We start from the raw sequence: 21,656 nt of genomic DNA on the forward strand, positions 1-21,656 counted from the left end.
AACAGGTCACTGGCGTCGGGGTAACACCCGACGCCGGAATGTGCTAACTCCGACGGGAGCCAATCCGTGAAAGACTTATTAAAGTTTCTGAAAGCGCAAACTAAAACCGAAGAGTTTGATGCGATCAAAATTGCTCTGGCGTCGCCAGACATGATCCGTTCCTGGTCTTTCGGTGAAGTTAAAAAGCCGGAAACCATTAACTACCGTACCTTCAAACCGGAGCGCGATGGTCTGTTCTGCGCCCGTATCTTTGGGCCGGTAAAAGACTATGAGTGCCTGTGCGGTAAGTACAAGCGCCTGAAACACCGCGGTGTGATTTGTGAGAAGTGCGGCGTTGAAGTGACCCAGACTAAAGTGCGTCGTGAACGCATGGGCCACATCGAACTGGCTTCCCCGACCGCGCACATCTGGTTCCTGAAATCACTGCCGTCCCGTATCGGTCTGCTGCTGGATATGCCGCTGCGCGATATCGAACGTGTACTGTATTTCGAATCTTACGTGGTTATCGAGGGTGGCATGACCAACCTCGAGCGCAGCCAGATCCTGACTGAAGAGCAGTACCTGGACGCGCTGGAAGAGTTCGGTGACGAGTTCGACGCGAAAATGGGCGCCGAAGCTATTCAGGCTCTGCTGAAAAGCATGGATCTGGAAGCCGAGTGCGAGCAGCTGCGTGAAGAGCTGAACGAAACCAACTCTGAAACCAAGCGTAAAAAGCTGACCAAGCGCATCAAGCTGCTGGAAGCGTTCGTACAGTCTGGCAACAAGCCGGAGTGGATGATCCTGACCGTGCTGCCGGTACTGCCGCCGGATCTGCGTCCGCTGGTTCCGCTGGATGGCGGTCGTTTCGCAACGTCGGATCTGAACGATCTGTATCGTCGCGTGATCAACCGTAACAACCGTCTGAAACGTCTGCTGGATCTCGCTGCGCCGGACATCATCGTACGCAACGAAAAACGTATGCTGCAGGAAGCGGTAGACGCCCTGCTGGATAACGGCCGTCGCGGTCGTGCGATCACCGGCTCCAATAAGCGTCCGCTGAAATCACTGGCAGACATGATCAAAGGTAAGCAGGGTCGTTTCCGTCAGAACCTGCTCGGTAAGCGCGTGGACTACTCTGGTCGTTCCGTAATTACCGTAGGTCCGTACCTGCGTCTGCACCAGTGCGGCCTGCCGAAGAAAATGGCGCTGGAACTGTTCAAACCGTTCATCTACGGCAAGCTGGAACTGCGTGGCCTCGCGACCACCATCAAAGCCGCCAAGAAAATGGTTGAGCGCGAAGAAGCGGTTGTTTGGGATATCCTGGACGAAGTTATCCGTGAGCACCCGGTACTGCTGAACCGTGCGCCGACCCTGCACCGTCTGGGTATTCAGGCGTTCGAACCGGTACTGATCGAAGGTAAAGCTATCCAGCTGCACCCGCTGGTTTGTGCGGCATACAACGCCGACTTCGATGGTGACCAGATGGCTGTTCACGTACCGCTGACGCTGGAAGCCCAGCTCGAAGCGCGTGCGCTGATGATGTCTACCAACAACATCCTGTCTCCGGCGAACGGCGAACCAATCATCGTTCCGTCTCAGGACGTTGTACTGGGTCTGTACTACATGACCCGCGACAAGATTAACGCCAAAGGCGAAGGCATGGTGCTGACTGGCCCGAAAGAAGCGGAACGTCTGTACCGCTCAGGCCAGGCTGAACTGCACGCTCGCGTAAAAGTTCGTATCACTGAATACGAAAAAGACGCGAACGGCGAGTTCGTCTCCAAAACCAGCCTGATCGACACCACGGTTGGCCGTGCCATCCTGTGGATGATCGTACCGAAAGGTCTGCCGTTCTCTATCGTGAACCAGCCGCTCGGTAAAAAAGCGATCTCCAAAATGCTGAACACCTGTTACCGCATTCTGGGCCTGAAGCCGACCGTTATTTTCGCTGACCAGACCATGTATACCGGTTTTGCGTATGCTGCACGTTCTGGTGCGTCTGTTGGTATCGACGATATGGTTATCCCGGCGAAAAAAGCCGAGATCATCGCCGAAGCCGAAGCGGAAGTGGCCGAGATCCAGGAGCAGTTCCAGTCTGGTCTGGTTACCGCGGGCGAACGCTACAACAAAGTCATCGATATCTGGGCCGCGGCGAACGATCGCGTATCCAAGGCGATGATGGACAACCTGCAAACTGAAACCGTTATCAACCGTAACGGCGAAGAAGAGCAGCAGGTTTCCTTCAACAGCATTTACATGATGGCCGACTCCGGTGCGCGTGGTTCTGCGGCACAGATTCGTCAGCTGGCGGGTATGCGTGGTCTGATGGCGAAGCCGGATGGCTCCATCATCGAAACGCCGATCACCGCGAACTTCCGTGAAGGTCTGAACGTACTCCAGTACTTCATCTCGACCCACGGTGCTCGTAAAGGTCTGGCGGATACCGCACTGAAAACCGCGAACTCCGGTTACCTGACTCGTCGTCTGGTTGACGTCGCGCAGGATCTGGTTGTGACCGAAGACGATTGCGGCACGCTGGAAGGCATCACCATGACCCCGGTTATCGAGGGTGGCGATGTTAAAGAGCCGCTGCGCGATCGCGTTCTGGGCCGTGTAACGGCAGAAGACGTGCTGAAGCCTGGCACGGCGGATATCCTGGTTGCGCGCAACACGCTCCTCAACGAGCAGTGGTGTGACATCCTGGAAGCTAACTCCGTAGACAGCGTTAAAGTTCGCTCCGTAGTAACCTGTGACACCGACTTCGGCGTCTGTGCGCACTGCTATGGTCGTGACCTCGCGCGTGGTCACATCATCAACAAAGGTGAGGCCATCGGCGTTATCGCAGCACAGTCCATCGGTGAGCCGGGTACTCAGCTGACGATGCGTACGTTCCACATCGGTGGTGCGGCATCTCGTGCGGCTGCTGAATCCAGCATCCAGGTGAAAAACAAAGGTAGCATCCGTCTGAGCAACGCGAAGTCGGTTGTTAACTCCAGCGGTAAGCTGGTTGTTACTTCCCGTAACACCGAGCTGAAACTGATCGACGAATTCGGCCGTACCAAAGAAAGCTATAAAGTGCCTTACGGTGCTGTTATGGCGAAAGGTGACGGCGAGCAGGTCGCTGGCGGCGAAACCGTCGCGAACTGGGATCCGCATACCATGCCGGTTATCACCGAAGTGGCGGGTTACATTCGTTTCACCGACATGATCGACGGCCAGACCATTACTCGTCAGACTGACGAGCTGACCGGTCTGTCTTCGCTGGTGGTTCTGGATTCTTCAGAACGTACTGCGGGCGGTAAAGATCTGCGTCCGGCGCTGAAAATTGTCGACGCTAACGGTAACGACGTTCTGATCCCGGGCACCGACATGCCGGCTCAGTACTTCCTGCCAGGTAAAGCGATTGTTCAGCTGGAAGATGGCGTTCAGATCAGTTCCGGTGACACCCTGGCGCGTATTCCGCAGGAATCCGGCGGTACCAAGGACATCACCGGTGGTCTGCCGCGCGTTGCGGATCTGTTCGAAGCGCGTCGTCCGAAAGAGCCGGCAATCCTTGCTGAAGTGGCGGGTATCGTCTCCTTCGGTAAAGAAACCAAAGGCAAACGTCGTCTGGTTATCACCCCGGTTGACGGCGGTGACGCATACGAAGAGATGATCCCGAAATGGCGTCAGCTCAACGTGTTCGAAGGCGAACGTGTGGAACGTGGTGACGTAATCTCCGATGGTCCGGAAGCGCCGCATGACATTCTGCGTCTGCGTGGCGTTCAGGCGGTGACCCGTTACATCGTTAACGAAGTGCAGGACGTTTACCGTCTGCAGGGCGTTAAGATTAACGATAAGCACATCGAAGTTATCGTTCGTCAGATGCTGCGTAAAGCCACCATCATGGACGCGGGCAGCTCCGAGTTCCTGGAAGGTGAGCAGGTTGAATACTCTCGCGTCAAGATCGCTAACCGCGAACTGGAAGCGAACGGCAAAGTCAGCGCGACTTACATGCGCGACCTGCTGGGTATCACCAAAGCGTCTCTGGCTACCGAGTCCTTCATCTCCGCGGCATCGTTCCAGGAGACCACTCGCGTGCTCACCGAAGCAGCCGTTGCGGGCAAACGCGACGAACTGCGCGGCCTGAAAGAGAACGTTATCGTGGGTCGTCTGATCCCGGCTGGTACCGGTTACGCGTACCACCAGGATCGTATGCGCCGTCGCGCTGCGGGTGAACTCCCGGCAGCACCGCAGGTGACTGCGGAAGACGCGTCTGCAAGCCTGGCAGAGCTGCTGAACGCAGGTCTGGGCGGCAACGACAACGAGTAATCGTTCTTAGCCTGATTAAAAACCCGCTTCGGCGGGTTTTTTTATGTCTCAAATCCACTCAAACGTCCTCGATCGCGTTTCAGGACGCCCGCATATCGCCTCCGATGCTACAACTCCGCGACCTGTAAACGGAGAGCATCACTATGTATCGATTGACCACCTTTATTACAACTTTACTGTTAAGCGTCGCCGCGTCAGCGGGTGTCGGCTTTCATCAGTTCACTATCAACTCGCCTGCCACGCGTCCACTGGATGTCGCCGTCTGGTACCCCACTTACGATAACCATGCGCCAGAGACGGTGGGCGATAACATCGTTTTTTCGGGCGTTAACGTGCAGCGTGACGCCACACCTGCGCCCGGCGCTCATCCGGTGCTGTTACTCTCACATGGCTTTGGCGGTAACTGGCGCAACCTGAACTGGCTGGCGCACGCGATGGCGGAGCAGGGGTATATTGTTGCCGCGGTGGATCATCCGGGCACCACGACACGTAACAAATCGCCTGCTCAGGCGCAGGCGCTCAGGCAACGGCCGGAAGATGTCACGCGTGTACTGGACGCGCTTATCGCCAGCCCGGAAAAAACCGGAAAACCCGATGAGCAGCGAATCGCTGCCGCCGGGCATTCACTGGGTGGGTGGACGGTAATGGAACTGGCAGGCGCGCGGTTCTCTGCGCCGCGTTTTCTGGCGGATTGTAAAAGTCATCCCGCACTGGGTGGCTGCATCGTTGCCCATACGCTTGGTATCGATTTACCGGGTGCGCAGAACCGGCTGGCGGAAAGCCAGCGCGATGTGCGAATCAAGGCCGTGGTGTCGTTAGATTTAGGGCTGGCGCGCGGCTTTACGCTGCAAAGCCTGGCGAAGGTGGAAATTCCTGTGCTGGTGATGAGCGCAGGTGTCGACAGCGACGACGTGCCTGCTGCGCTGGAGTCGGGCTATCTGACTCACGGTCTGCCCGGCCAACTCGCCCGCGCCATTAGCGTGCCTGGTGCTACACACTTCAGCTTCATGCAGCTTTGTAAACCAGGCGCGCAAGCGGTGATAGAAGCGCAGGAGCCGGGAGAAGGGATTGTGTGCAGTGATGGTGCTGGCTTCAGCCGTGAGAAAATCCACCAGCAGCTCACGGCGCAGATAAGCGGCTTTCTGAATCAGGCGCTGCGTTATCAGCCGCCGCGCGGCGATATTCCACCGGGCTCATCCCCACAACCCGCGAAAACTCGCGATTAAAATTGGATTTGGTATTGAAGCCTGACGCGAGCATCACCTCCGTAACGGGTGAAGCGGTCTGGCGCAACAGCTGCTGCGCGTGCGCGATGCGAAAGCTATTAATCCACTGCGAGACGTTACAACCCCGCGCGGCATTCACCGCCCGCGAGATATGACGGGCAGGGGTGCCGGTTTTTCGCGCCAGCAGATCCAGCGTGAGATCAGGGCTCAGATAAAGCGACCGCGCGCGCAGCGTCTCTTCAAGCTGCGCGCAGCGCTGTGCATCCTGAAAGTCATCGCTGGTTTTCTCGCTCATGTCCGGAACGATGACGTCTGCGGGCGCAGGCTGCTCACGTTTTCTGACGGGTAACACGATGGCGAGGCAGATAAACGGCAGCAATATTATCTGCGACGTGGCTACCAGTACAGGTGCCTGCTCTCCATGAAAAAAGCTGAAGTCTGCCGCGATGACGATATCGGTCAGTCCGCTAAAGCAGAGAAACGCACCTGCGCCAAAAGCAAGCCTCGCCGCCATCGGCGCATCGCTCAGGCGGCTTTGCGGGAAGGCATCCGATCCTTTGCGAGCACTGCGCAGCAGGGCGATACCATAACCGAGATAAAGTGCGGCGAGCGCAACATCTGTTGCTGCAGGAAACATCAGGTTAACGATAAGCGCCACCACGGCGGGCGCAGATATTATGATATTTCGCCGTAACGACTGAGGTGAGAGGCGTTCACTAAAACAGCGCCAGGCGAGCGGCGGCAGGGCGATGGCCGCCAGCGATTGCAGCTGGCGTAAAGCCTGGAAATCGAACGACCAGCGCAGCGCGGAGATAATCACCAGTATCGCGCATCCGGCAAGAAACATTGTTGCCCGCCGGTAATAACCGCTGCCAGATAACGAGACTTTCGCCAGCAGCATCAAAAGAATAGCAAGGGTAAAAACCGGAACGGGAACGGAGGGCATGGCAAAACCTGTCTTATCATTAACGGGCCTGACGGCACATGAGAACATCGTTGTGCCATAAAGCGTGTATAAAAGACACCGCCCGGTTTAGCGGCTTGCAAACAGACTTGCGTCATGAATATAAAAATGCCCGGCGACACCGGGCATGATTGCGATATGAGGCGCGTCGCAAAGCGTTATTTTACCAGCGGCAGGCGGCGGTAAAGCTCTATCAGATCGCCCGCCAGATCCTGGATGACCATCGCGTTCATCAGATGGTCCTGGGAGTGAACGGTAATGAGATTGACCGGCAGTTTACCGCTGCCTTCGTCGAGCCCGATAAGCTGCGTCTGGATTTTATGCGCATGCTTCACGAATTCGTGCGACTCTTCCATCGCTTTTTCGGCACCTTCGAAATCGCCTTTACGGGCCAGTTGCAGCGCCGTCAGCGCCTGGCTGCGCGCGCTACCGGCGTTAACCAGCAGCTCCATGATAATCGACTCTAAATCTTCCATGTCCTTATTGCTCCAGCATCTTAAGGGCTTTATCCAGTACCACGTCGCCTTTCATCATGCCGTAATCCATCATGTCGATAACGGCGACTTTTTTACCCAGCGGATCGGCAATTTCCTGAAACTTGGGCTGTTCATATTTGACCTGCGGGCCAAGCAGTACGATGTCGGCGGTGCCGATAATATCTTTAAACTCCGCGACCGGAACGGCCTTAATATCCACCTCGACGCCTTTTTTCTGGGCAGCGTCTTTCATCCGTTGAACCAGCATGCTGGTGGACATACCTGCGGCACAGCATAAAACGATATTTTTCATAATCCGCTCTCTGTGACTGTTGTTTTCCTGATATTTATCCCCCACCTCCGGTCCCAACAACCGCTTTGATGTGATTGTGTGTTACCCATCACAAAGAAAGCCGCAAAAAGGGAAACCGGTTTCCAAAGTCCGTTTGCTTTGCTACCGCCCGAGCATTAAGAGGCGGGGCGGCAATGAGAGAGCATCAGGAACCGCCCCGGCCAGCCATCCCGGGCCGGCAAGAGCAGAGTAAAACCGTAGGCGTTTCCCCTCAACGCGCAACTTTCCGTTTTGCGTAATATGCCGAAAGATATCGCCCGATTTGCGTTTGGTTTCAGGCGTTTTGCGTGCCTCTTCCCAGATATCCGTCCCAGTCTTTCCACAACGGTTGCAGTCCGCGTTGTATTAGACTGGCCGCAACCTCTTCCGGGCGACGCCCGTCATGCGGCGCGAACTGTTCCAGTTCGGTATGCCCGTCGGCGTAGCCGCCCGGCTGGGTGCGGGAAAAGGCACTGACGGCGTTGATCGCAATCGGCACCACGTTATCGCGAAAATGCGGCGATTCGCGGGTAGAAAGCGACAGCTCGGCTTCGGGCGCAAACAGGCGAAAGGCGCAGATGAGCTGTACCAGCTGGCGTTCATCCATCACGGAAGCTGGCTGAATTCCGCCTGCACAGGGCCGCAGGCGCGGGAACGCCACAGAATAGCGGCTCTGCCAGTAACGCTGTTGCAGCCAGAGCAAGTGCTCCGCCACCATATAGTTATCGGTGCGCCAGCAGTCAGACAACCCGGTGAGCGCGCCAAGCCCGATACGGTCGATGCCCGCGCGCCCGAGCCGGTCCGGCGTCTCCAGCCGCCAGAAGAAATCCTGCTTGTTGCCGCGCAGGTGGTGGCGGGCGTAGACCGCTTCATGGTACGTCTCCTGATAGACCAGCACGCCGTCAAGCCCGAGCGCTTTCAGTTCGGCATATTCCGCCTGCGCGAGCGGCTGTACTTCCATTTGCAGCGACGCAAACTGGCGACGAATCGCCGGAAGGTGACGGCGGAAATAGTCCATGCCCACTTTATTCTGGTGCTCACCCGTGACCAGCAGCAGGTGTTCAAACCCGAGCGCTTTAATGGCGGCGCATTCGCGTGCAATTTCCTCTTCATCCAACGTCTTACGCTTGATCCGGTTGCTCATTGAGAAACCGCAATAGGTGCATTCGTTGGCGCAAAGATTAGAAAGATAGAGCGGTACATAGAAGCTGACGGTGTTGCCAAAGCGCTGGCGGGTGAGCTGTTGCGCGCGCTGCGCCAGCGGTTCGAGATAATCCAGCGCGGCCGGGGAGAGCAACGCCATCATATCTTCCCGGTCAGGATGCGCAGCGGCGAGCGCCCGCTCGACATCGTGCGCGGTTTTGCTGTGAATACGCAGCCGGATGTCGTCCCAGTTCAGCGTATGCCAGCGGTCGGTAAAGGTGTTCATGCCTGCGCCTCCAGAAAACCGGTGAGCGGGCTGGTGGCCTGCGCCTGAAACGCGCGCGCGCCGAGCCCGGCTTCAAACCCGGTACGTCCCGCCTCAACGGCCTGGCGGAACGCGCGCGCCATCGCCACCGGATCGCGCGCCACGGCAATCGCCGTGTTTACCAGCACCGCATCGGCCCCCATCTCCAGCGCCTCGGCGGCATGGCTTGGCGCGCCGATGCCCGCGTCCACCACCACCGGCACGCTCGCCTGCGCGATGATGATTTCCAGCAGCGCCCGAGTCTGCAGCCCCTGATTAGAGCCAATCGGCGCGCCGAGCGGCATCACCGCCGCGCAGCCCACTTCCTCCAGGCGCTTGCAGAGCACCGGATCCGCGCCGCAATAGGGCAACACCACAAACCCCTGCGCGACCAGTTTTTCCGCCGCCCGCAGCGTTTCTATCGGGTCCGGCAGCAGCCAGCGGGCGTCCGGGTGGATCTCGAGTTTGATCCAGTGCGTACCCAGCGCCTCGCGGGCGAGCTGCGCGGCGAAGACGGCCTCTTCGGCGGTTTTCGCGCCGGACGTGTTTGGCAACAACGCCACGCCGGATGCCTGCAACGGCGCCAGCAGCGCATCATCACGACGCAGCAGATCCACACGCTTCATAGCGAGTGTCGCCATCTCGCTGCCGCTCTCGCGTATCGCCTCCAGCATCAGCGATGATGACGCGAATTTACCGGTGCCGGTAAACAGGCGCGATTGAAAAGTTTTATCCGCGATTCGTAACATCTCAGCCTCCTGCGATAACCTGAAACAGCAGCAGGCTGTCGCCTTCCTGCAGGGTGTAGTCGGGCCACTGACTGCGCGGGAGAATAGTCTGATTGACCGCGAGCGCCGTACCGGGCCTGTCGAGTTTTAACTGCGCCAGCAGTTGCGCCGCGCTTACTCCCTCGACGCACTGCATGGCTTCATCGTTGAGTTCAATGCGCATGCTTGCCTCCGCAAACCGGGCAGCCTGCCGCGCGCTGTAGCGTCAGGGTGCGCCACTGGCTGGCGCGGGCGTCGAAGAGGCGCAGCTCGTCGTGCTCTTGCGTGATGCCGCACAATAGCTTGATAGCCTCCAGCGCTTGCATCGTGCCCATCAGCCCCACTACCGGGCCGAGCACGCCAGCGGTGCGGCAGTTGCGCTCAGGCTCGCTGTCATCCGGCCACAGGCAGCGGTAGCAGCCGTAATCAAAGGGCGGCGCGAAGGTGGCGATTTGTCCGCCCATGCCAACCGCGCTGGCGGTGATAAGCGGCGTGCTGTGCGCCACGCAGGCGGCGTTGATGGCCTGGCGTGTAGTCATGTTATCGCTGCAATCCAGCACCAGATCGACGCCTGCCACCGCTTCGCGCAGCGCGTCGCCTTCCAGTCGTTTATTCAGCGCCACGCTGTTGATGGCCGGGTTGAACGCCTGTAAACGACGCGCCGCCACGCGCGATTTCGGCTGTTCGATATCACTGACGTTAAACAGGATTTGCCGCTGCAGATTGCTGAGGTGCACCGCGTCGTCATCGGCAAGCCACAGCGTGCCCACGCCTGCGCCTGCCAGATAGAGTGCGGCGGGCGAGCCGAGACCGCCCAGGCCGACAAGCAACACGCGGCTTGCCAGCAGTTTTTGCTGGCCGTCGATGGCGATATCCTCCAGCAGCAACTGGCGGCTGTAGCGCATAAAATCGGCGTCATTCATCGCCCACCCCCGCCAGTTCAAGCAACTCTTGCGTGGCGGCGCGCCAGTCGGGTGCCTGGGTGATAGCGCTCACCACCGCGATACTGCCGACGCCGGTTTCCAGCACCGCAGGCGCGCGCTCAAGGCTGATGCCGCCGATGGCGACCGTCGGATAGTCGCCGAGCCGTTTTACATGCGCGGCCAGTTGTGCAAGCCCTTGCGGCGCGGAGGGCATCTGTTTGGTCTGCGTAGGAAAAACATGGCCGAGCGCAATATAAGAAGGGCGTACCGCCAGCGCCACGTCGATTTCCATATCGTCATGCGTGGAGACGCCAAGCCGCAGTCCGGCGTTGCGAATGGCGTCGAGATCGGCCGTTTGCAGATCTTCCTGCCCGAGATGAACGCCATAGGCCTGATGTTTTATCGCGAGACGCCAGTAGTCGTTAATAAACAGCCGGGCGTGGTAGCGCTGACCGAGCTCAATGGCGGCGGCGATGTCGATTTCCACCTCGGCATCGGTTTTATCCTTGATGCGCAACTGAACCGTGCGCACGCCAGCGTCAAGTAAACGTGTGACCCACTCAACGCTATCCACAACCGGATAGAGCCCGAGACGGTGCGGGACGGGGGCGAACAGAGGCGTCATCACTCCACCTCCTCCTGGCGAAGATAAATATCGCCGCCGCGCGCCTGAAAACGATTCGACATCTCAGCCATACCCGCGTCGATCGCCTGCTTCGCGGCGTAGTCGCGCACCTCCTGGGTGATTTTCATCGAACAGAATTTCGGGCCGCACATGGAGCAGAAGTGCGCGACTTTGCCGGATTCCTGGGGCAGCGTTTCGTCGTGATAGGCACGGGCGGTGAACGGATCGAGCGCCAGGTTGAACTGATCTTCCCAGCGGAATTCAAAGCGCGCTTTGGACATGGCGTTGTCGCGGATCTGCGCCCCCGGATGCCCTTTGGCGAGATCGGCGGCGTGGGCGGCAATCTTATAGGTGATGAGCCCCTGTTTCACGTCCTCTTTATTCGGCAGGCCGAGGTGTTCTTTTGGCGTCACGTAGCAGAGCATCGCACAGCCGAACCAGCCAATCATCGCCGCGCCGATCCCGGAGGTGAAGTGATCGTAGCCGGGCGCGATATCGGTCGTGAGCGGCCCGAGCGTGTAGAAGGGCGCTTCGTGGCAGTGCTCCAGCTCCTCGGTCATATTGCGGCGGATCATCTGCATCGGCACGTGGCCGGGGCCTTCGATCATGACCTGGACGTCATATTCCCACGCGATTTTCGTCAGTTCGCCGAGCGTGTGGAGTTCGGCGAATTGCGCCTCGTCGTTGGCGTCTTGAATGGAGCCGGGGCGCAGGCCGTCGCCGAGCGACAGCGAGACGTCATAGGCGGCGCAGATTTCGCAGATCTCGCGGAAATGCTCGTAGAGGAAGTTTTCACGATGATGCGACAAGCACCATTTCGCCATGATCGAGCCGCCACGCGAGACGATGCCCGTCAGGCGGCCTGCGGTCATCGGCACATAGCGCAGCAGCACGCCCGCGTGAATGGTGAAGTAATCGACGCCCTGTTCGGCCTGCTCAAGCAGCGTGTCGCGGATCATCTCCCAGCTCAGATCTTCGGCGATCCCGTTGGCCTTCTCCAGCGCCTGGTAGATCGGTACCGTACCGATCGGCACCGGGCTGTTGCGCAGGATCCATTCGCGGGTTTCGTGAATGTAGCGGCCGGTGGAGAGATCCATCACCGTGTCCGCGCCCCAGCGGGTCGCCCAGACCAGTTTTTCGACTTCCTCTTCGATAGACGACGTCACCGCCGAGTTGCCGATATTGGCGTTGACCTTTACCAGGAAATTACGACCGATAATCATCGGCTCCGATTCGGGGTGATTGATGTTGGCTGGAATAATGGCGCGCCCGGCGGCGACTTCGTCACGCACGAACTCCGGCGTGATGTTCTCCGGCAGGCGCGCGCCAAAGCCGTGGCCCGGATGCTGCTGGCGCAGTACCGCCGTGCGAATGCGCTCGCGGCCCATGTTTTCACGAATGGCGATAAATTCCATCTCCGGCGTCACGATACCCTGGCGCGCGTAGTGCAACTGAGTGACGCGCTTGCCCGCTTTTGCGCGCTTTGGCGTCAGCAGCCCGCGAAAGCGCAACTCATCCAGCCCGTCGTCGGCGAGCCGCTCGCGGGTATAGGCGGAGCTGAGGGAATCCAGGGTTTCGGTATCGTTACGCGCGTCTATCCAGGCGCTGCGCAGTTTAGCCAGCCCTTCGCGAACGTCGATGCGCACCGCCGGATCGCCGTAAGGGCCGGAGGTGTCATACACCGGCACCGGTTCGTTAGGCTCATAGCGCGGGTTCTCTTTGCTGCCGCCCGCAAGCGTCGGGCTCAGGCAGATTTCGCGCATTGGCACGCGGATATCTTCACGCGAACCGGTGAGATAGATGCGGTGAGAGTTGGGAAAAGCGGTGCCTTCCAGCGTGTCGATAAAGTGTTGTGCGGCGGCGCGCTGCTCGCGGCGGCCAGGTTTGTTTGATACAGACATAGCGCATTCCAGTTAACGGTCAGGAAGTGGCTTGTCAGAACAACGGAGGAGTAATGGCGTGCGCCCGCGCACCCTTAACAGGGTCTCAGGGCGAAACGACACCCTGAGCGGGGCAAAATGGAATTACTCTTGTTCCCTTCGCAGGTCTTAACCTGATCAGGTTCCGCGGATCCCGAATTAACGGTCTCAGCCCGTGCTCGCGCACTGGGCACTCCGACAAGATAAACCCCGCTAAAATCGCGGGGGCATATTTAAACTACTCGTTAATACAGCCGAACTCAAGCCGGTTTGGCGAGGCCGGTTTCGTCATTGGCGCTTTCGCCGAGGTTGTTGTCAAAAGCCAGCATAATGAGCTTATCTTCCAGCGCGAAGCGGGCGGCGAGCGCCTCGCCAATGCCGGAAAGCGCTTCCTGAAACTCCAGGCAGTTATCGTGGTCGATAGCGCTTTCCAGATGCGTGTCGTAGAAATCCATGATTTGTTGGGTGTTGGATTCCAGCTGAGGATAGATTTGCGTGGCGGCGACCAGCGGGCTGGTGCCTTCCATTTCGCTGATCACGCGCTCATAAATATTGAAATGTCCGGCGGAGAGGTAATCCACCAGGCAGTGACAGAAATCGTCCAGCGCCTGTTCATCAAGCGCAGTCATCGGCTCCTTGCCGGGTTTGATGCCGACCATCTTGTAATAGGTGACTAACAGATGGTTGCGGGCAGCAAGCCAACGATCAACTAACTCATTACTCCCACCAACGCGTTCCGTCAGACTTTTTAGCTGGTTTAGCATGATCGACTCCATGAGATATAAGATGTAAAAACGCAAATGACCCAAAATATGTAAGAACAATGTTAATAACGTGCCAGTGAAGCAGAGGTAGTGCAATCAATTATGGAACGTACACTAGAAAATTTAGACCATGGCTGGTGGATAGTCAGCCATGAACAGAAATTATGGCTGCCAAAAGCAGAATTACCTTACGGCCGGGCCGCGGATTTTGGTCTGACGGGCGAAAAGGCGCTGCAAATTGGTCTCTGGGAAGAGGCGCCTGTTTTTCTCGTACTGCAAAAGCGCGAAAAAGACATGGCCTCGGTGCGACAGCTTATCGACCAGGACGCCGGGCTGTTTCAACTGGCGGGGCGGGGCGTGCAGCTCGCCGAGTTTTACCGCTCGCACAAATATTGCGGCTACTGTGGTCATGAGATGCACCCGAGCAAAACGGAGTGGGCGATGCTCTGCGGCCACTGCCGCGAGCGCTACTACCCGCAGATAGCGCCGTGCATCATCGTGGCTATCCGCCGTGACGATAAAATCCTGCTGGCGCAGCATACGCGACACCGCAACGGCGTTTATACCGTGCTGGCCGGGTTTGTTGAAGTGGGCGAAACGCTGGAGCAGGCGGTAGCGCGTGAGGTTATGGAAGAGAGCAATATCCGCATCAAAAACCTGCGCTATGTGACGTCTCAGCCCTGGCCGTTCCCGCAATCGCTGATGACCGCGTTTACGGCGGATTATGACAGCGGTGAAATCCAGATAGACACCAAAGAACTCATCGACGCGGGCTGGTATCGCTACGACCAGTTGCCGCTGCTGCCAGCGCCAGGCACCGTGGCTCGCCGCCTGATAGAAGATACGGTGGCGCGCTGCCGGGCAGACGATGAATGACGTGATACAATAGCGGCCTGTCGCTTGAGGAATAAGAAAAAATGACCGAACTGAAAAACGATCGTTACCTGCGCGCCCTGCAACGCCAGCCTGTGGATGTCACGCCGGTGTGGATGATGAGACAGGCTGGGCGTTATCTGCCGGAATATAAGGCCACCCGCGCGCAGGCGGGCGATTTTATGTCGCTTTGTAAAAACGCCGAGCTGGCGTGCGAAGTGACGCTACAGCCGCTGCGTCGCTATCCGCTTGATGCGGCGATCCTCTTTTCGGACATTCTGACGATTCCGGATGCGATGGGTCTGGGGCTCTATTTTGAAGCGGGCGAAGGCCCACGCTTCACATCGCCCATTACCGGCAAAGCGGACGTAGAAAAACTGCCGGTGCCGGACCCGGAACAGGAACTGGGCTATGTGATGAACGCGGTGCGCACCATCCGCCGCGAGCTGAAAGGCGAAGTCCCGCTGATTGGTTTCTCTGGCAGCCCCTGGACGCTCGCCACTTACATGGTGGAAGGCGGCAGCAGCAAGGCGTTTACCGTCATCAAGAAAATGATGTATGCCGAGCCGCAGACGCTGCATTTGTTGCTCGATAAGCTCGCGAAAAGCGTCACGCTCTATCTGAACGCGCAGATCCGCGCGGGCGCCCAGTCGGTGATGATTTTCGATACCTGGGGCGGCGTGCTGACCGGGCGCGACTACCAGCAGTTCTCGCTGTATTACATGCATAAAATCGTCGATGGGCTGCTGCGCGAAAACGAAGGCCGCCGTGTGCCGGTAACGCTGTTCACCAAAGGCGGCGGCCAGTGGCTGGAAGCGATAGCGGAGACCGGCTGTGACGCGCTCGGACTCGACTGGACGACCGATATCGCCGACGCGCGCCGTCGCGTGGGCCACAAGGTCGCGCTGCAGGGCAACATGGATCCGTCCATGCTTTATGCGTCGCCTGCCCGTATCGAAGAAGAAGTGGCGTCTATACTTGCTGGTTTCGGCCACGGTGAAGGCCATGTGTTCAACCTGGGGCATGGTATTCATCAGGATGTGCCTCCTGAACATGCGGGGGCCTTCGTCGAGGCGGTTCACCGCTTATCGGCGCCTTATCACCTGTAAGGAGAAACTATGGATCTCGCGACGCTTCGCGCACAACAAATCGAACTGGCATCTAATGTGGTCCGCGAGGACCGGTTGAACGTCGATCCGCCGACGATAATCGGTGGGGCGGATGTCGGATTCGAGCAGGGCGGCGAAGTGACGCGAGCGGCGATGGTGCTGCTGAAGTACCCGTCTCTGGAGCTGCTGGAGTACCAGGTGGCGCGCATTCCCACCACTATGCCGTATATCCCCGGCTTTCTGTCGTTTCGTGAATACCCGGCGCTGCTGACGGCCTGGGAGATGCTCTCCAGAAAGCCGGATTTACTGTTTGTCGACGGGCACGGTATTTCGCACCCGCGACGTCTCGGCGTGGCGAGCCACTTTGGGATGCTGGTGGATGTGCCGACGATAGGCGTCGCTAAAAAGCGGCTGTGCGGTAAGTTTGAGCCGCTCAGCGACGAGCCCGGCGCGGTTTCGCCGCTCATGGACAAAGGCGAACAGCTGGCGTGGGTATGGCGCAGTAAAGCACGCTGCAATCCGCTGTTCGTCTCGACGGGGCATCGCGTCAGCATCGATACGGCGCTCGGCTGGGTGCAGCGTTGCACGAAAGGCTACCGGCTGCCGGAGCCGACGCGCTGGGCGGATGCCGTGGCGTCCGGTCGTCCCGCCTTTCTACGATGGCAGGAAATTCAGGGGTGATTCAGGTACACTGCCGCTAATTTTCGGTTTGTGAGACACCACTATGTTACAAAACCCTATTCACCTGCGGCTGGAAAAGCTCGAAGCCTGGCAGCATGTGACGTTTATGGCCTCGCTCTGCGAGCGCATGTACCCGAACTACGCCATGTTCTGCCAGCAGACCGGTTTCGGCGATGCGCAGCTCTATCGCCGTATTCTCGATCTCATCTGGGAGACGCTGACGGTCAAAGACGCCAAAGTGAATTTCGACAGCCAGCTCGAAAAGCTCGAAGAAGCGATTCCGGCGGCGGAAGATTATGACCTCTACGGCGTTTACCCGGCTATCGACGCTTGTGTCGCGTTGAGTGAGCTGGTGCATTCGCGCCTGAGCGGCGAGACGCTGGAGCACGCGATTGAAGTCAGCGAGACATCCATCACCACCGTAGCGATGCTGGAGATGACTCAGGCGGGCCGTGAAATGACCGACGATGAGCTGAAAGCAAACCCGGCTGTGGAGCAGGAATGGGATATTCAGTGGGAAATTTTCCGATTGCTTGCTGCCTGCGAAGAACGCGATATTGAGCTGATAAAAGGTCTGCGCGCAGACCTGCGTGAGGATGGAACCAGTAATATCGGTATAAATTTGCAGCAATGAGACAACAAAACGTGATTTACAGCCTGTTTTGTCTCACCTGAAGGCTTCCAATTAGCCCCCCGTCTGGTCTACATTTGGGAGGCGAAAAAAAGTGGCTATCGGTGCGTGTATGCAGGAGAGTGCTTTCAAGGCATTTCCGTCGCACTCGATGCTTAGCAAGCGATAAACACATTGTAAGGATAACTTATGAACAAGACTCAACTGATTGATGTAATTGCAGACAAGGCTGACCTGTCTAAAGCGCAAGCGAAAGCTGCTCTGGAATCCACTCTGGCTGCGATTACTGAGTCTCTGAAAGAAGGCGATGCTGTACAGCTGGTTGGTTTCGGTACCTTCAAAGTGAACCACCGCGCTGAGCGTACTGGCCGCAACCCGCAGACCGGTAAAGAAATCAAAATCGCTGCAGCTAACGTGCCGGCATTCGTTTCTGGCAAAGCACTGAAAGACGCTGTTAAGTAAACCGCGTGGCAGTGAAAGGTTTTAACGAAGGGGCGAGATCGCCCCTTTTGTTTGGCTGGCGTATGCTGGCGCTGGCGGGCGTGCTGTTCCTCTCCGCCTGTCGTTCCACCCCGGAAATTCCCCCTTTTACCGCCAGCGGCTATCTGGCCGATGACGGCGTCGTGCGCCTGTGGCGTAAAGACAATAACGATGGCTCCGTTCACCTGCTGGCGGCGTTCAGCCCCTGGTCTGGCGATAAGACATCGACGAGCGATTATCGTTGGCAGAACGATGCGCTGACCTCCGTGGACTACCAGCTTCAGGGTAAACAGCCTGAGCAGGTCAAAGTGCGTTTTGACGATCGCGGCGGGCTGAGCTTCATGCAGCGTGAAGTCAACGGGAAGAAACAGCAGCTTTCCAGCGATCAGGTCGCACTGTGGCAATATCGCGCCACGCAGATGCGTAATACCAGCGATGCGCTGCGCGCAGGGCGCGTGGTGTTGCGCCAGGGGCGCTGGAACCCTGATGGCACGATAACGACCTGTGAAGGGCAGATTGTGCAGCCTGAGTTCGACAGAAGGGCGCAGGAGCGTCTCTCAGAACGTCAGCGTCATGCGAAAGCGCGCGTTAGCGCCGCCTGGCTGGAGGCGCCGGAAGGCACGCAACTGTTACTGGTGGCAAACGAAGATTTTTGCGCCTGGCAGCCGAAGCCTGACAGCTTCTGAGCCCATAAAAAAAGCGACGGATTTACCGTCGCTTTTGCGTTTACGCCTTTGTAGCGTGCAGGCGTTTATTTCTCCTGCTCGCGTGCAATAGCGCGATAGCCGATATCCTTACGGCAGAAGCAGTCATCCCAGTGGATATCTTCCGCTAAGCGGTAAGCGCGCGCCTGCGCCTGTGCGACGCTGTCGCCCAGCGCGGTCACGCACAGCACGCGCCCGCCGCTGGTTACGACGCGGTCGTCGTCGCGCAGCGTCGTGCCGGCATGAAAGACTTTGCCGTCACCGTTCGCGATCTCTTCAATCGGCAGACCGTGGATCACATCGCCGGTGCGGTAATCGCCCGGATAGCCGCCTGCGGCCATGACGACGCCCAGTGCCGGGCGCGCATCCCACTGCGATTTCACCGTATCGAGTTTGCCCTCGCAGGCCGCCAGGCAAAGCTCGACCAGATCGGACTGTAAACGCATCATGATCGGCTGCGTTTCCGGGTCGCCAAAGCGGCAGTTAAACTCGATAACTTTCGGGTTGCCCTGCTTGTCGATCATCAGACCCGCGTACAGAAAGCCGGTGTAGGTGTTGCCTTCCGCCGCCATGCCGCGCACGGTCGGCCATATGATGCGTTCCATCGTGCGCTGGAAAACCTCATCGGTGACGACCGGGGCAGGTGAGTAAGCGCCCATGCCGCCGGTATTGAGGCCGGTGTCGCCATCGCCCACGCGTTTATGATCCTGGCTGGTGGCCATCGGCTCGACATGCTCGCCATCCACCATCACAATAAAGCTGGCCTCTTCGCCATCCAGAAACTCTTCAACAACAATCCGGTGGCCCGCGTCGCCAAACGCATTGCCCGCCAGCATATCGAGCACGGCCGCTTCGGCTTCGGCAAGCGTCATCGCCACGATAACGCCTTTACCGGCCGCGAGGCCGTCAGCCTTGATAACAATCGGCGCGCCTTTTTCACGAATATAGGCAAGCGCCGGTTCGGTCTCGGTAAAGTTCTGGTATTCCGCCGTCGGGATGCGATGACGCGCCAGGAAATCTTTCGTGAAGGCTTTCGATCCTTCAAGCTGCGCCGCGCCTTTGGTCGGCCCGAAAATTTTCAGGCCCGCGGCGCGAAACGCGTCCACCACGCCAATCACCAGCGGCGCTTCCGGCCCGACAATCGTCAGATCGATATTTTCCGCCTGCGCAAAGCTCAGCAGCGCCGGGATATCCGTCGGGCTGATAGCGACGTTTTGCAGCGCAGGCTCGAGCGCCGTACCGGCGTTGCCTGGCGCCACAAAAACGGTTTCAACGAGTGGCGACTGGACGGCTTTCCAGGCCAGCGCATGCTCGCGCCCGCCGTTGCCAATAACTAATACTTTCATCGTAGCTCCGTGATTAATGGCGGAAATGGCGCATGTCGGTGAAGATCATGGCGATGCCGTGCTCGTCGGCGGCGGCAATGACTTCATCATCGCGAATCGAGCCGCCCGGCTGGATAACACAGGTAATGCCCACAGCCGCTGCAGCGTCGATGCCGTCGCGGAACGGGAAGAACGCGTCGGAGGCCATCGCCGAGCCTTTGACTTCAAGGCCTTCATCGCCTGCTTTGATACCAGCGATTTTAGCGGAATAGACGCGGCTCATCTGGCCGGCGCCAATACCGATGGTCATGTTATCGCGCGCATAAACAATGGCGTTGGATTTCACGAATTTCGCCACTTTCCAGCAGAAGAGCGCGTCGCGCAGCTCCTGTTCGGTCGGCTGGCGTTTGGTCACCACACGCAGATCGGCTTCGGTCACCATGCCCAGATCGCGGTCCTGAACCAGCAGGCCGCCGTTGACGCGTTTGAAATCGAGGCCCGGTACGCGAGACTGCCATTCGCCGCACACCAGTACGCGCACGTTTTGCTTCGCGGCGGTGATTTTCAGGGCGTCGTCACTGGCGGACGGGGCGATAATGACTTCAACGAACTGGCGAGAGACGATCGCTTGCGCGGTTTCGGCATCCAGCTCACGGTTAAAGGCGATAATGCCGCCAAAGGCGGACGTCGGGTCGGTTTTATACGCGCGGTCATAGGCGTCGAGAATTGAGCTGCTAACAGCAACGCCGCACGGGTTGGCATGCTTCACAATCACGCAGGCCGGTTCGCTGAATTCCTTCACGCACTCCAGCGCGGCGTCGGTATCGGCGATGTTGTTATAAGAGAGCGCTTTACCCTGAACCTGGCGGGCGGTCGCGACAGACGCTTCTTTTATTTCTTCTTCTATATAGAAGGCAGCCTGCTGATGGCTGTTCTCGCCGTAACGCATATCCTGCTTCTTGATAAAGTTCAGGTTGAGTGTGCGCGGGAAGCGGCCAGCAGGCGCGCTGGTTTCGCCATGATAGGCAGGCACCAGGCTGCCGAAGTAGTTGGCGATCATGCTGTCATATGCGGCCGTATGTTCGAAAGCTTTGATCGCCAGATCGAAACGCGTATCAAACGTCAGCGAGCCGTTATTCGCATCCAGCTCATCAATAATGGCGGTGTAGTCACTGCTCTTCACCACAATGGCGACATCTTTATGGTTCTTGGCGGCGGAGCGAACCATCGTCGGGCCGCCGATATCGATATTCTCAACCGCGTCTTCCAGCGTGCAGCCTTCGCGCGCGACCGTCTGTGCAAACGGGTAAAGGTTCACCACGACCATATCAATGGGGGAAATAGCATGCTGCGCCATGATGTCGTCGTCCTGACCGCGGCGTCCCAGAATGCCGCCATGGACTTTCGGGTGCAGGGTTTTAACGCGGCCGTCCATCATTTCCGGAAAGCTCGTGTAATCGGAGACTTCCGTTACCGGCAGGCCAGCTTCCGCCAGCAGACGAGCCGTGCCGCCCGTGGAGAGGAGCTCAACCCCACGCGTTGAGAGGGCGCGGGCGAAGTCGACGATACCGGCTTTGTCAGAAACGCTGAGCAGAGCGCGGCGTACAGGACGAGGTTGTTGCATGTATAAATCCCCTGGATTTGATCATTACAGAAGAGCGTTAGCTAAATTCCAGCCATTTTTTACTGAAATGTAGCTCACGCTCCTGAAAAAGCGTGTGGCCTAACAGGCCCGCATTGTAGCGAAAACGTTTGCGTGACGCTCGCAAATTTTCGGCGTGCAGGCTGTCTGTGGATAACTCTGTGCGCAAATGCGTATAAGCCGGGGTTTTGCTGGGGAATGCAGCAGTCAGTCATTTTTCTGCGATTTAGGTATTGCGGCGCGAAGAGAACTCCCTATAATGCGCCTCCATCGACACGGCGCTGATGAGAAACATCCCACAGCGGCGGTGAGTCGGGAAGAGAAAAATCCTGAAATTAAGGGTTGACTCTGAAAGAGGAAAGCGTAATATACGCCACCTCGCGGCAGCAGGCTGAACGCCGCGTCGCACCGCTCTTTAACAATTTATCAGACAATCTGTGTGGGCACTCGGGGCACTGATATCTTAACGTCTACGGACG

Annotated in this window: 20 protein-coding genes and 1 riboswitch; of the genes, 8 read left to right on the plus strand and 12 right to left on the minus strand. The window is 58.2% G+C overall.

What is annotated here, in order from left to right:
- The first annotated feature begins 66 nt into the window (after window positions 1-66).
- A complete protein-coding gene (gene rpoC / locus ACUW6V_RS20410) occupies window positions 67-4,290 on the plus strand; it encodes a DNA-directed RNA polymerase subunit beta' (protein WP_004387077.1) in 4,224 nt (1,407 codons plus the stop codon).
- 143 nt (window positions 4,291-4,433) lie between these two features.
- Complete coding sequence (locus tag ACUW6V_RS20415; protein ID WP_454038830.1) at window positions 4,434-5,516, plus strand: alpha/beta hydrolase family protein; 1,083 nt, start codon at window positions 4,434-4,436, stop codon at window positions 5,514-5,516.
- On the opposite strand, the gene ACUW6V_RS20420 is transcribed toward ACUW6V_RS20415, so the two are convergent.
- The 10 genes from ACUW6V_RS20420 to ACUW6V_RS20465 all read right to left on the minus strand — a co-directional run bounded on the left by ACUW6V_RS20420 (window position 5,410) and on the right by ACUW6V_RS20465 (window position 13,732).
- Window positions 5,410-6,462 (minus strand): helix-turn-helix domain-containing protein, encoded by a 1,053-nt coding sequence (locus ACUW6V_RS20420; RefSeq protein ID WP_454038831.1) that lies wholly within the window; start codon window positions 6,460-6,462, stop codon window positions 5,410-5,412. The two genes, ACUW6V_RS20415 and ACUW6V_RS20420, sit on opposite strands and share 107 nt — an antisense overlap.
- A 176-nt stretch (window positions 6,463-6,638) precedes the next feature.
- Window positions 6,639-6,956: a PTS lactose/cellobiose transporter subunit IIA gene (locus ACUW6V_RS20425; protein ID WP_004388110.1), complete on the minus strand. Its 318-nt coding sequence runs from the start codon at window positions 6,954-6,956 to the stop codon at window positions 6,639-6,641.
- A 4-nt stretch (window positions 6,957-6,960) separates the two neighbouring features.
- On the minus strand, window positions 6,961-7,269 hold the full coding sequence (locus tag ACUW6V_RS20430) for a PTS sugar transporter subunit IIB (RefSeq protein ID WP_004388109.1): 309 nt from the start codon (window positions 7,267-7,269) through the stop codon (window positions 6,961-6,963).
- A 313-nt stretch (window positions 7,270-7,582) separates the two neighbouring features.
- Window positions 7,583-8,716, minus strand: a complete 1,134-nt coding sequence (gene thiH / locus ACUW6V_RS20435) for a 2-iminoacetate synthase ThiH (protein ID WP_454038832.1) — start codon at window positions 8,714-8,716, stop codon at window positions 7,583-7,585.
- Window positions 8,713-9,483 (minus strand): thiazole synthase, encoded by a 771-nt coding sequence (gene thiG / locus ACUW6V_RS20440; protein WP_104677237.1) that lies wholly within the window; start codon window positions 9,481-9,483, stop codon window positions 8,713-8,715. The genes thiH and thiG overlap by 4 nt, the downstream gene beginning before the upstream one ends.
- 1 nt (window position 9,484) lies before the next feature.
- A complete protein-coding gene (gene thiS / locus ACUW6V_RS20445) occupies window positions 9,485-9,685 on the minus strand; it encodes a sulfur carrier protein ThiS (RefSeq protein WP_004388106.1) in 201 nt (66 codons plus the stop codon).
- Complete coding sequence (locus ACUW6V_RS20450) at window positions 9,675-10,424, minus strand: HesA/MoeB/ThiF family protein (protein WP_454038833.1); 750 nt, start codon at window positions 10,422-10,424, stop codon at window positions 9,675-9,677. The genes thiS and ACUW6V_RS20450 overlap by 11 nt, the downstream gene beginning before the upstream one ends.
- A complete protein-coding gene (gene thiE / locus ACUW6V_RS20455) occupies window positions 10,417-11,049 on the minus strand; it encodes a thiamine phosphate synthase (protein ID WP_454038835.1) in 633 nt (210 codons plus the stop codon). Before thiE ends, ACUW6V_RS20450 begins: the two co-directional genes overlap by 8 nt.
- A complete protein-coding gene (gene thiC / locus ACUW6V_RS20460) occupies window positions 11,049-12,950 on the minus strand; it encodes a phosphomethylpyrimidine synthase ThiC (RefSeq protein ID WP_105623077.1) in 1,902 nt (633 codons plus the stop codon). The genes thiE and thiC overlap by 1 nt, the downstream gene beginning before the upstream one ends.
- 116 nt (window positions 12,951-13,066) lie before the next feature.
- Window positions 13,067-13,176: riboswitch (TPP riboswitch) on the minus strand.
- Window positions 13,177-13,228: 52 nt separating this feature from the next.
- A complete protein-coding gene (locus tag ACUW6V_RS20465; RefSeq protein ID WP_007780257.1) occupies window positions 13,229-13,732 on the minus strand; it encodes an Rsd/AlgQ family anti-sigma factor in 504 nt (167 codons plus the stop codon).
- A 102-nt stretch (window positions 13,733-13,834) separates the two neighbouring features.
- On the opposite strand from ACUW6V_RS20465, the gene nudC reads away from it, so the two are divergent.
- The 6 genes from nudC (at window position 13,835) to ACUW6V_RS20495 (ending at window position 18,192) form a co-directional block, all read left to right on the plus strand.
- Entirely contained in the window at window positions 13,835-14,608 is a 774-nt protein-coding gene (gene nudC / locus ACUW6V_RS20470) for an NAD(+) diphosphatase (RefSeq protein WP_085662422.1), read from the plus strand.
- Between the two features lie 41 nt (window positions 14,609-14,649).
- A complete protein-coding gene (gene hemE, locus ACUW6V_RS20475) occupies window positions 14,650-15,714 on the plus strand; it encodes a uroporphyrinogen decarboxylase (RefSeq protein ID WP_007766585.1) in 1,065 nt (354 codons plus the stop codon).
- A gap of 9 nt (window positions 15,715-15,723) precedes the next feature.
- The gene (gene nfi / locus ACUW6V_RS20480; RefSeq protein ID WP_004388100.1) at window positions 15,724-16,395 is read left to right on the plus strand and encodes a deoxyribonuclease V; all 672 of its coding nucleotides are present in this window, start codon (window positions 15,724-15,726) and stop codon (window positions 16,393-16,395) included.
- 43 nt (window positions 16,396-16,438) lie between these two features.
- Window positions 16,439-17,029: a YjaG family protein gene (locus ACUW6V_RS20485; RefSeq protein WP_004388099.1), complete on the plus strand. Its 591-nt coding sequence runs from the start codon at window positions 16,439-16,441 to the stop codon at window positions 17,027-17,029.
- A gap of 186 nt (window positions 17,030-17,215) precedes the next feature.
- Entirely contained in the window at window positions 17,216-17,488 is a 273-nt protein-coding gene (hupA, locus tag ACUW6V_RS20490; RefSeq protein WP_002884342.1) for a nucleoid-associated protein HU-alpha, read from the plus strand.
- Between the two features lie 11 nt (window positions 17,489-17,499).
- On the plus strand, window positions 17,500-18,192 hold the full coding sequence (locus ACUW6V_RS20495) for a DUF1481 domain-containing protein (RefSeq protein WP_454038836.1): 693 nt from the start codon (window positions 17,500-17,502) through the stop codon (window positions 18,190-18,192).
- A 65-nt stretch (window positions 18,193-18,257) separates the two neighbouring features.
- Here ACUW6V_RS20495 and purD read toward each other — a convergent pair whose 3' ends face one another.
- Window positions 18,258-19,556, minus strand: a complete 1,299-nt coding sequence (purD, locus tag ACUW6V_RS20500) for a phosphoribosylamine--glycine ligase (protein WP_054625554.1) — start codon at window positions 19,554-19,556, stop codon at window positions 18,258-18,260.
- A 13-nt stretch (window positions 19,557-19,569) separates the two neighbouring features.
- Complete coding sequence (gene purH / locus ACUW6V_RS20505; protein WP_454038834.1) at window positions 19,570-21,159, minus strand: bifunctional phosphoribosylaminoimidazolecarboxamide formyltransferase/IMP cyclohydrolase; 1,590 nt, start codon at window positions 21,157-21,159, stop codon at window positions 19,570-19,572.
- Between the last annotated feature and the right edge of the window lie 497 nt (window positions 21,160-21,656).

This window comes from Cronobacter sp. 153480017-3 (assembly GCF_053627815.1).

Bases quoted from the DNA above. Each gene is read 5' to 3' on its own strand.
- ACUW6V_RS20415 (WP_454038830.1), top strand. From the start codon at position 4,434: ATGTATCGATTGACCACCTTTATTACAACTTTACTGTTAAGCGTCGCC.
- ACUW6V_RS20420 (WP_454038831.1), bottom strand. From the start codon at position 6,462: ATGCCCTCCGTTCCCGTTCCGGTTTTTACCCTTGCTATTCTTTTGATG.
- ACUW6V_RS20425 (WP_004388110.1), bottom strand. From the start codon at position 6,956: ATGGAAGATTTAGAGTCGATTATCATGGAGCTGCTGGTTAACGCCGGT.
- ACUW6V_RS20430 (WP_004388109.1), bottom strand. From the start codon at position 7,269: ATGAAAAATATCGTTTTATGCTGTGCCGCAGGTATGTCCACCAGCATG.
- thiH (WP_454038832.1), bottom strand. From the start codon at position 8,716: ATGAACACCTTTACCGACCGCTGGCATACGCTGAACTGGGACGACATC.
- thiG (WP_104677237.1), bottom strand. From the start codon at position 9,483: ATGTTACGAATCGCGGATAAAACTTTTCAATCGCGCCTGTTTACCGGC.
- thiS (WP_004388106.1), bottom strand. From the start codon at position 9,685: ATGCGCATTGAACTCAACGATGAAGCCATGCAGTGCGTCGAGGGAGTA.
- ACUW6V_RS20450 (WP_454038833.1), bottom strand. From the start codon at position 10,424: ATGAATGACGCCGATTTTATGCGCTACAGCCGCCAGTTGCTGCTGGAG.
- thiE (WP_454038835.1), bottom strand. From the start codon at position 11,049: ATGACGCCTCTGTTCGCCCCCGTCCCGCACCGTCTCGGGCTCTATCCG.
- thiC (WP_105623077.1), bottom strand. From the start codon at position 12,950: ATGTCTGTATCAAACAAACCTGGCCGCCGCGAGCAGCGCGCCGCCGCA.
- ACUW6V_RS20465 (WP_007780257.1), bottom strand. From the start codon at position 13,732: ATGCTAAACCAGCTAAAAAGTCTGACGGAACGCGTTGGTGGGAGTAAT.
- nudC (WP_085662422.1), top strand. From the start codon at position 13,835: ATGGAACGTACACTAGAAAATTTAGACCATGGCTGGTGGATAGTCAGC.
- hemE (WP_007766585.1), top strand. From the start codon at position 14,650: ATGACCGAACTGAAAAACGATCGTTACCTGCGCGCCCTGCAACGCCAG.
- nfi (WP_004388100.1), top strand. From the start codon at position 15,724: ATGGATCTCGCGACGCTTCGCGCACAACAAATCGAACTGGCATCTAAT.
- ACUW6V_RS20485 (WP_004388099.1), top strand. From the start codon at position 16,439: ATGTTACAAAACCCTATTCACCTGCGGCTGGAAAAGCTCGAAGCCTGG.
- hupA (WP_002884342.1), top strand. From the start codon at position 17,216: ATGAACAAGACTCAACTGATTGATGTAATTGCAGACAAGGCTGACCTG.
- purD (WP_054625554.1), bottom strand. From the start codon at position 19,556: ATGAAAGTATTAGTTATTGGCAACGGCGGGCGCGAGCATGCGCTGGCC.
- purH (WP_454038834.1), bottom strand. From the start codon at position 21,159: ATGCAACAACCTCGTCCTGTACGCCGCGCTCTGCTCAGCGTTTCTGAC.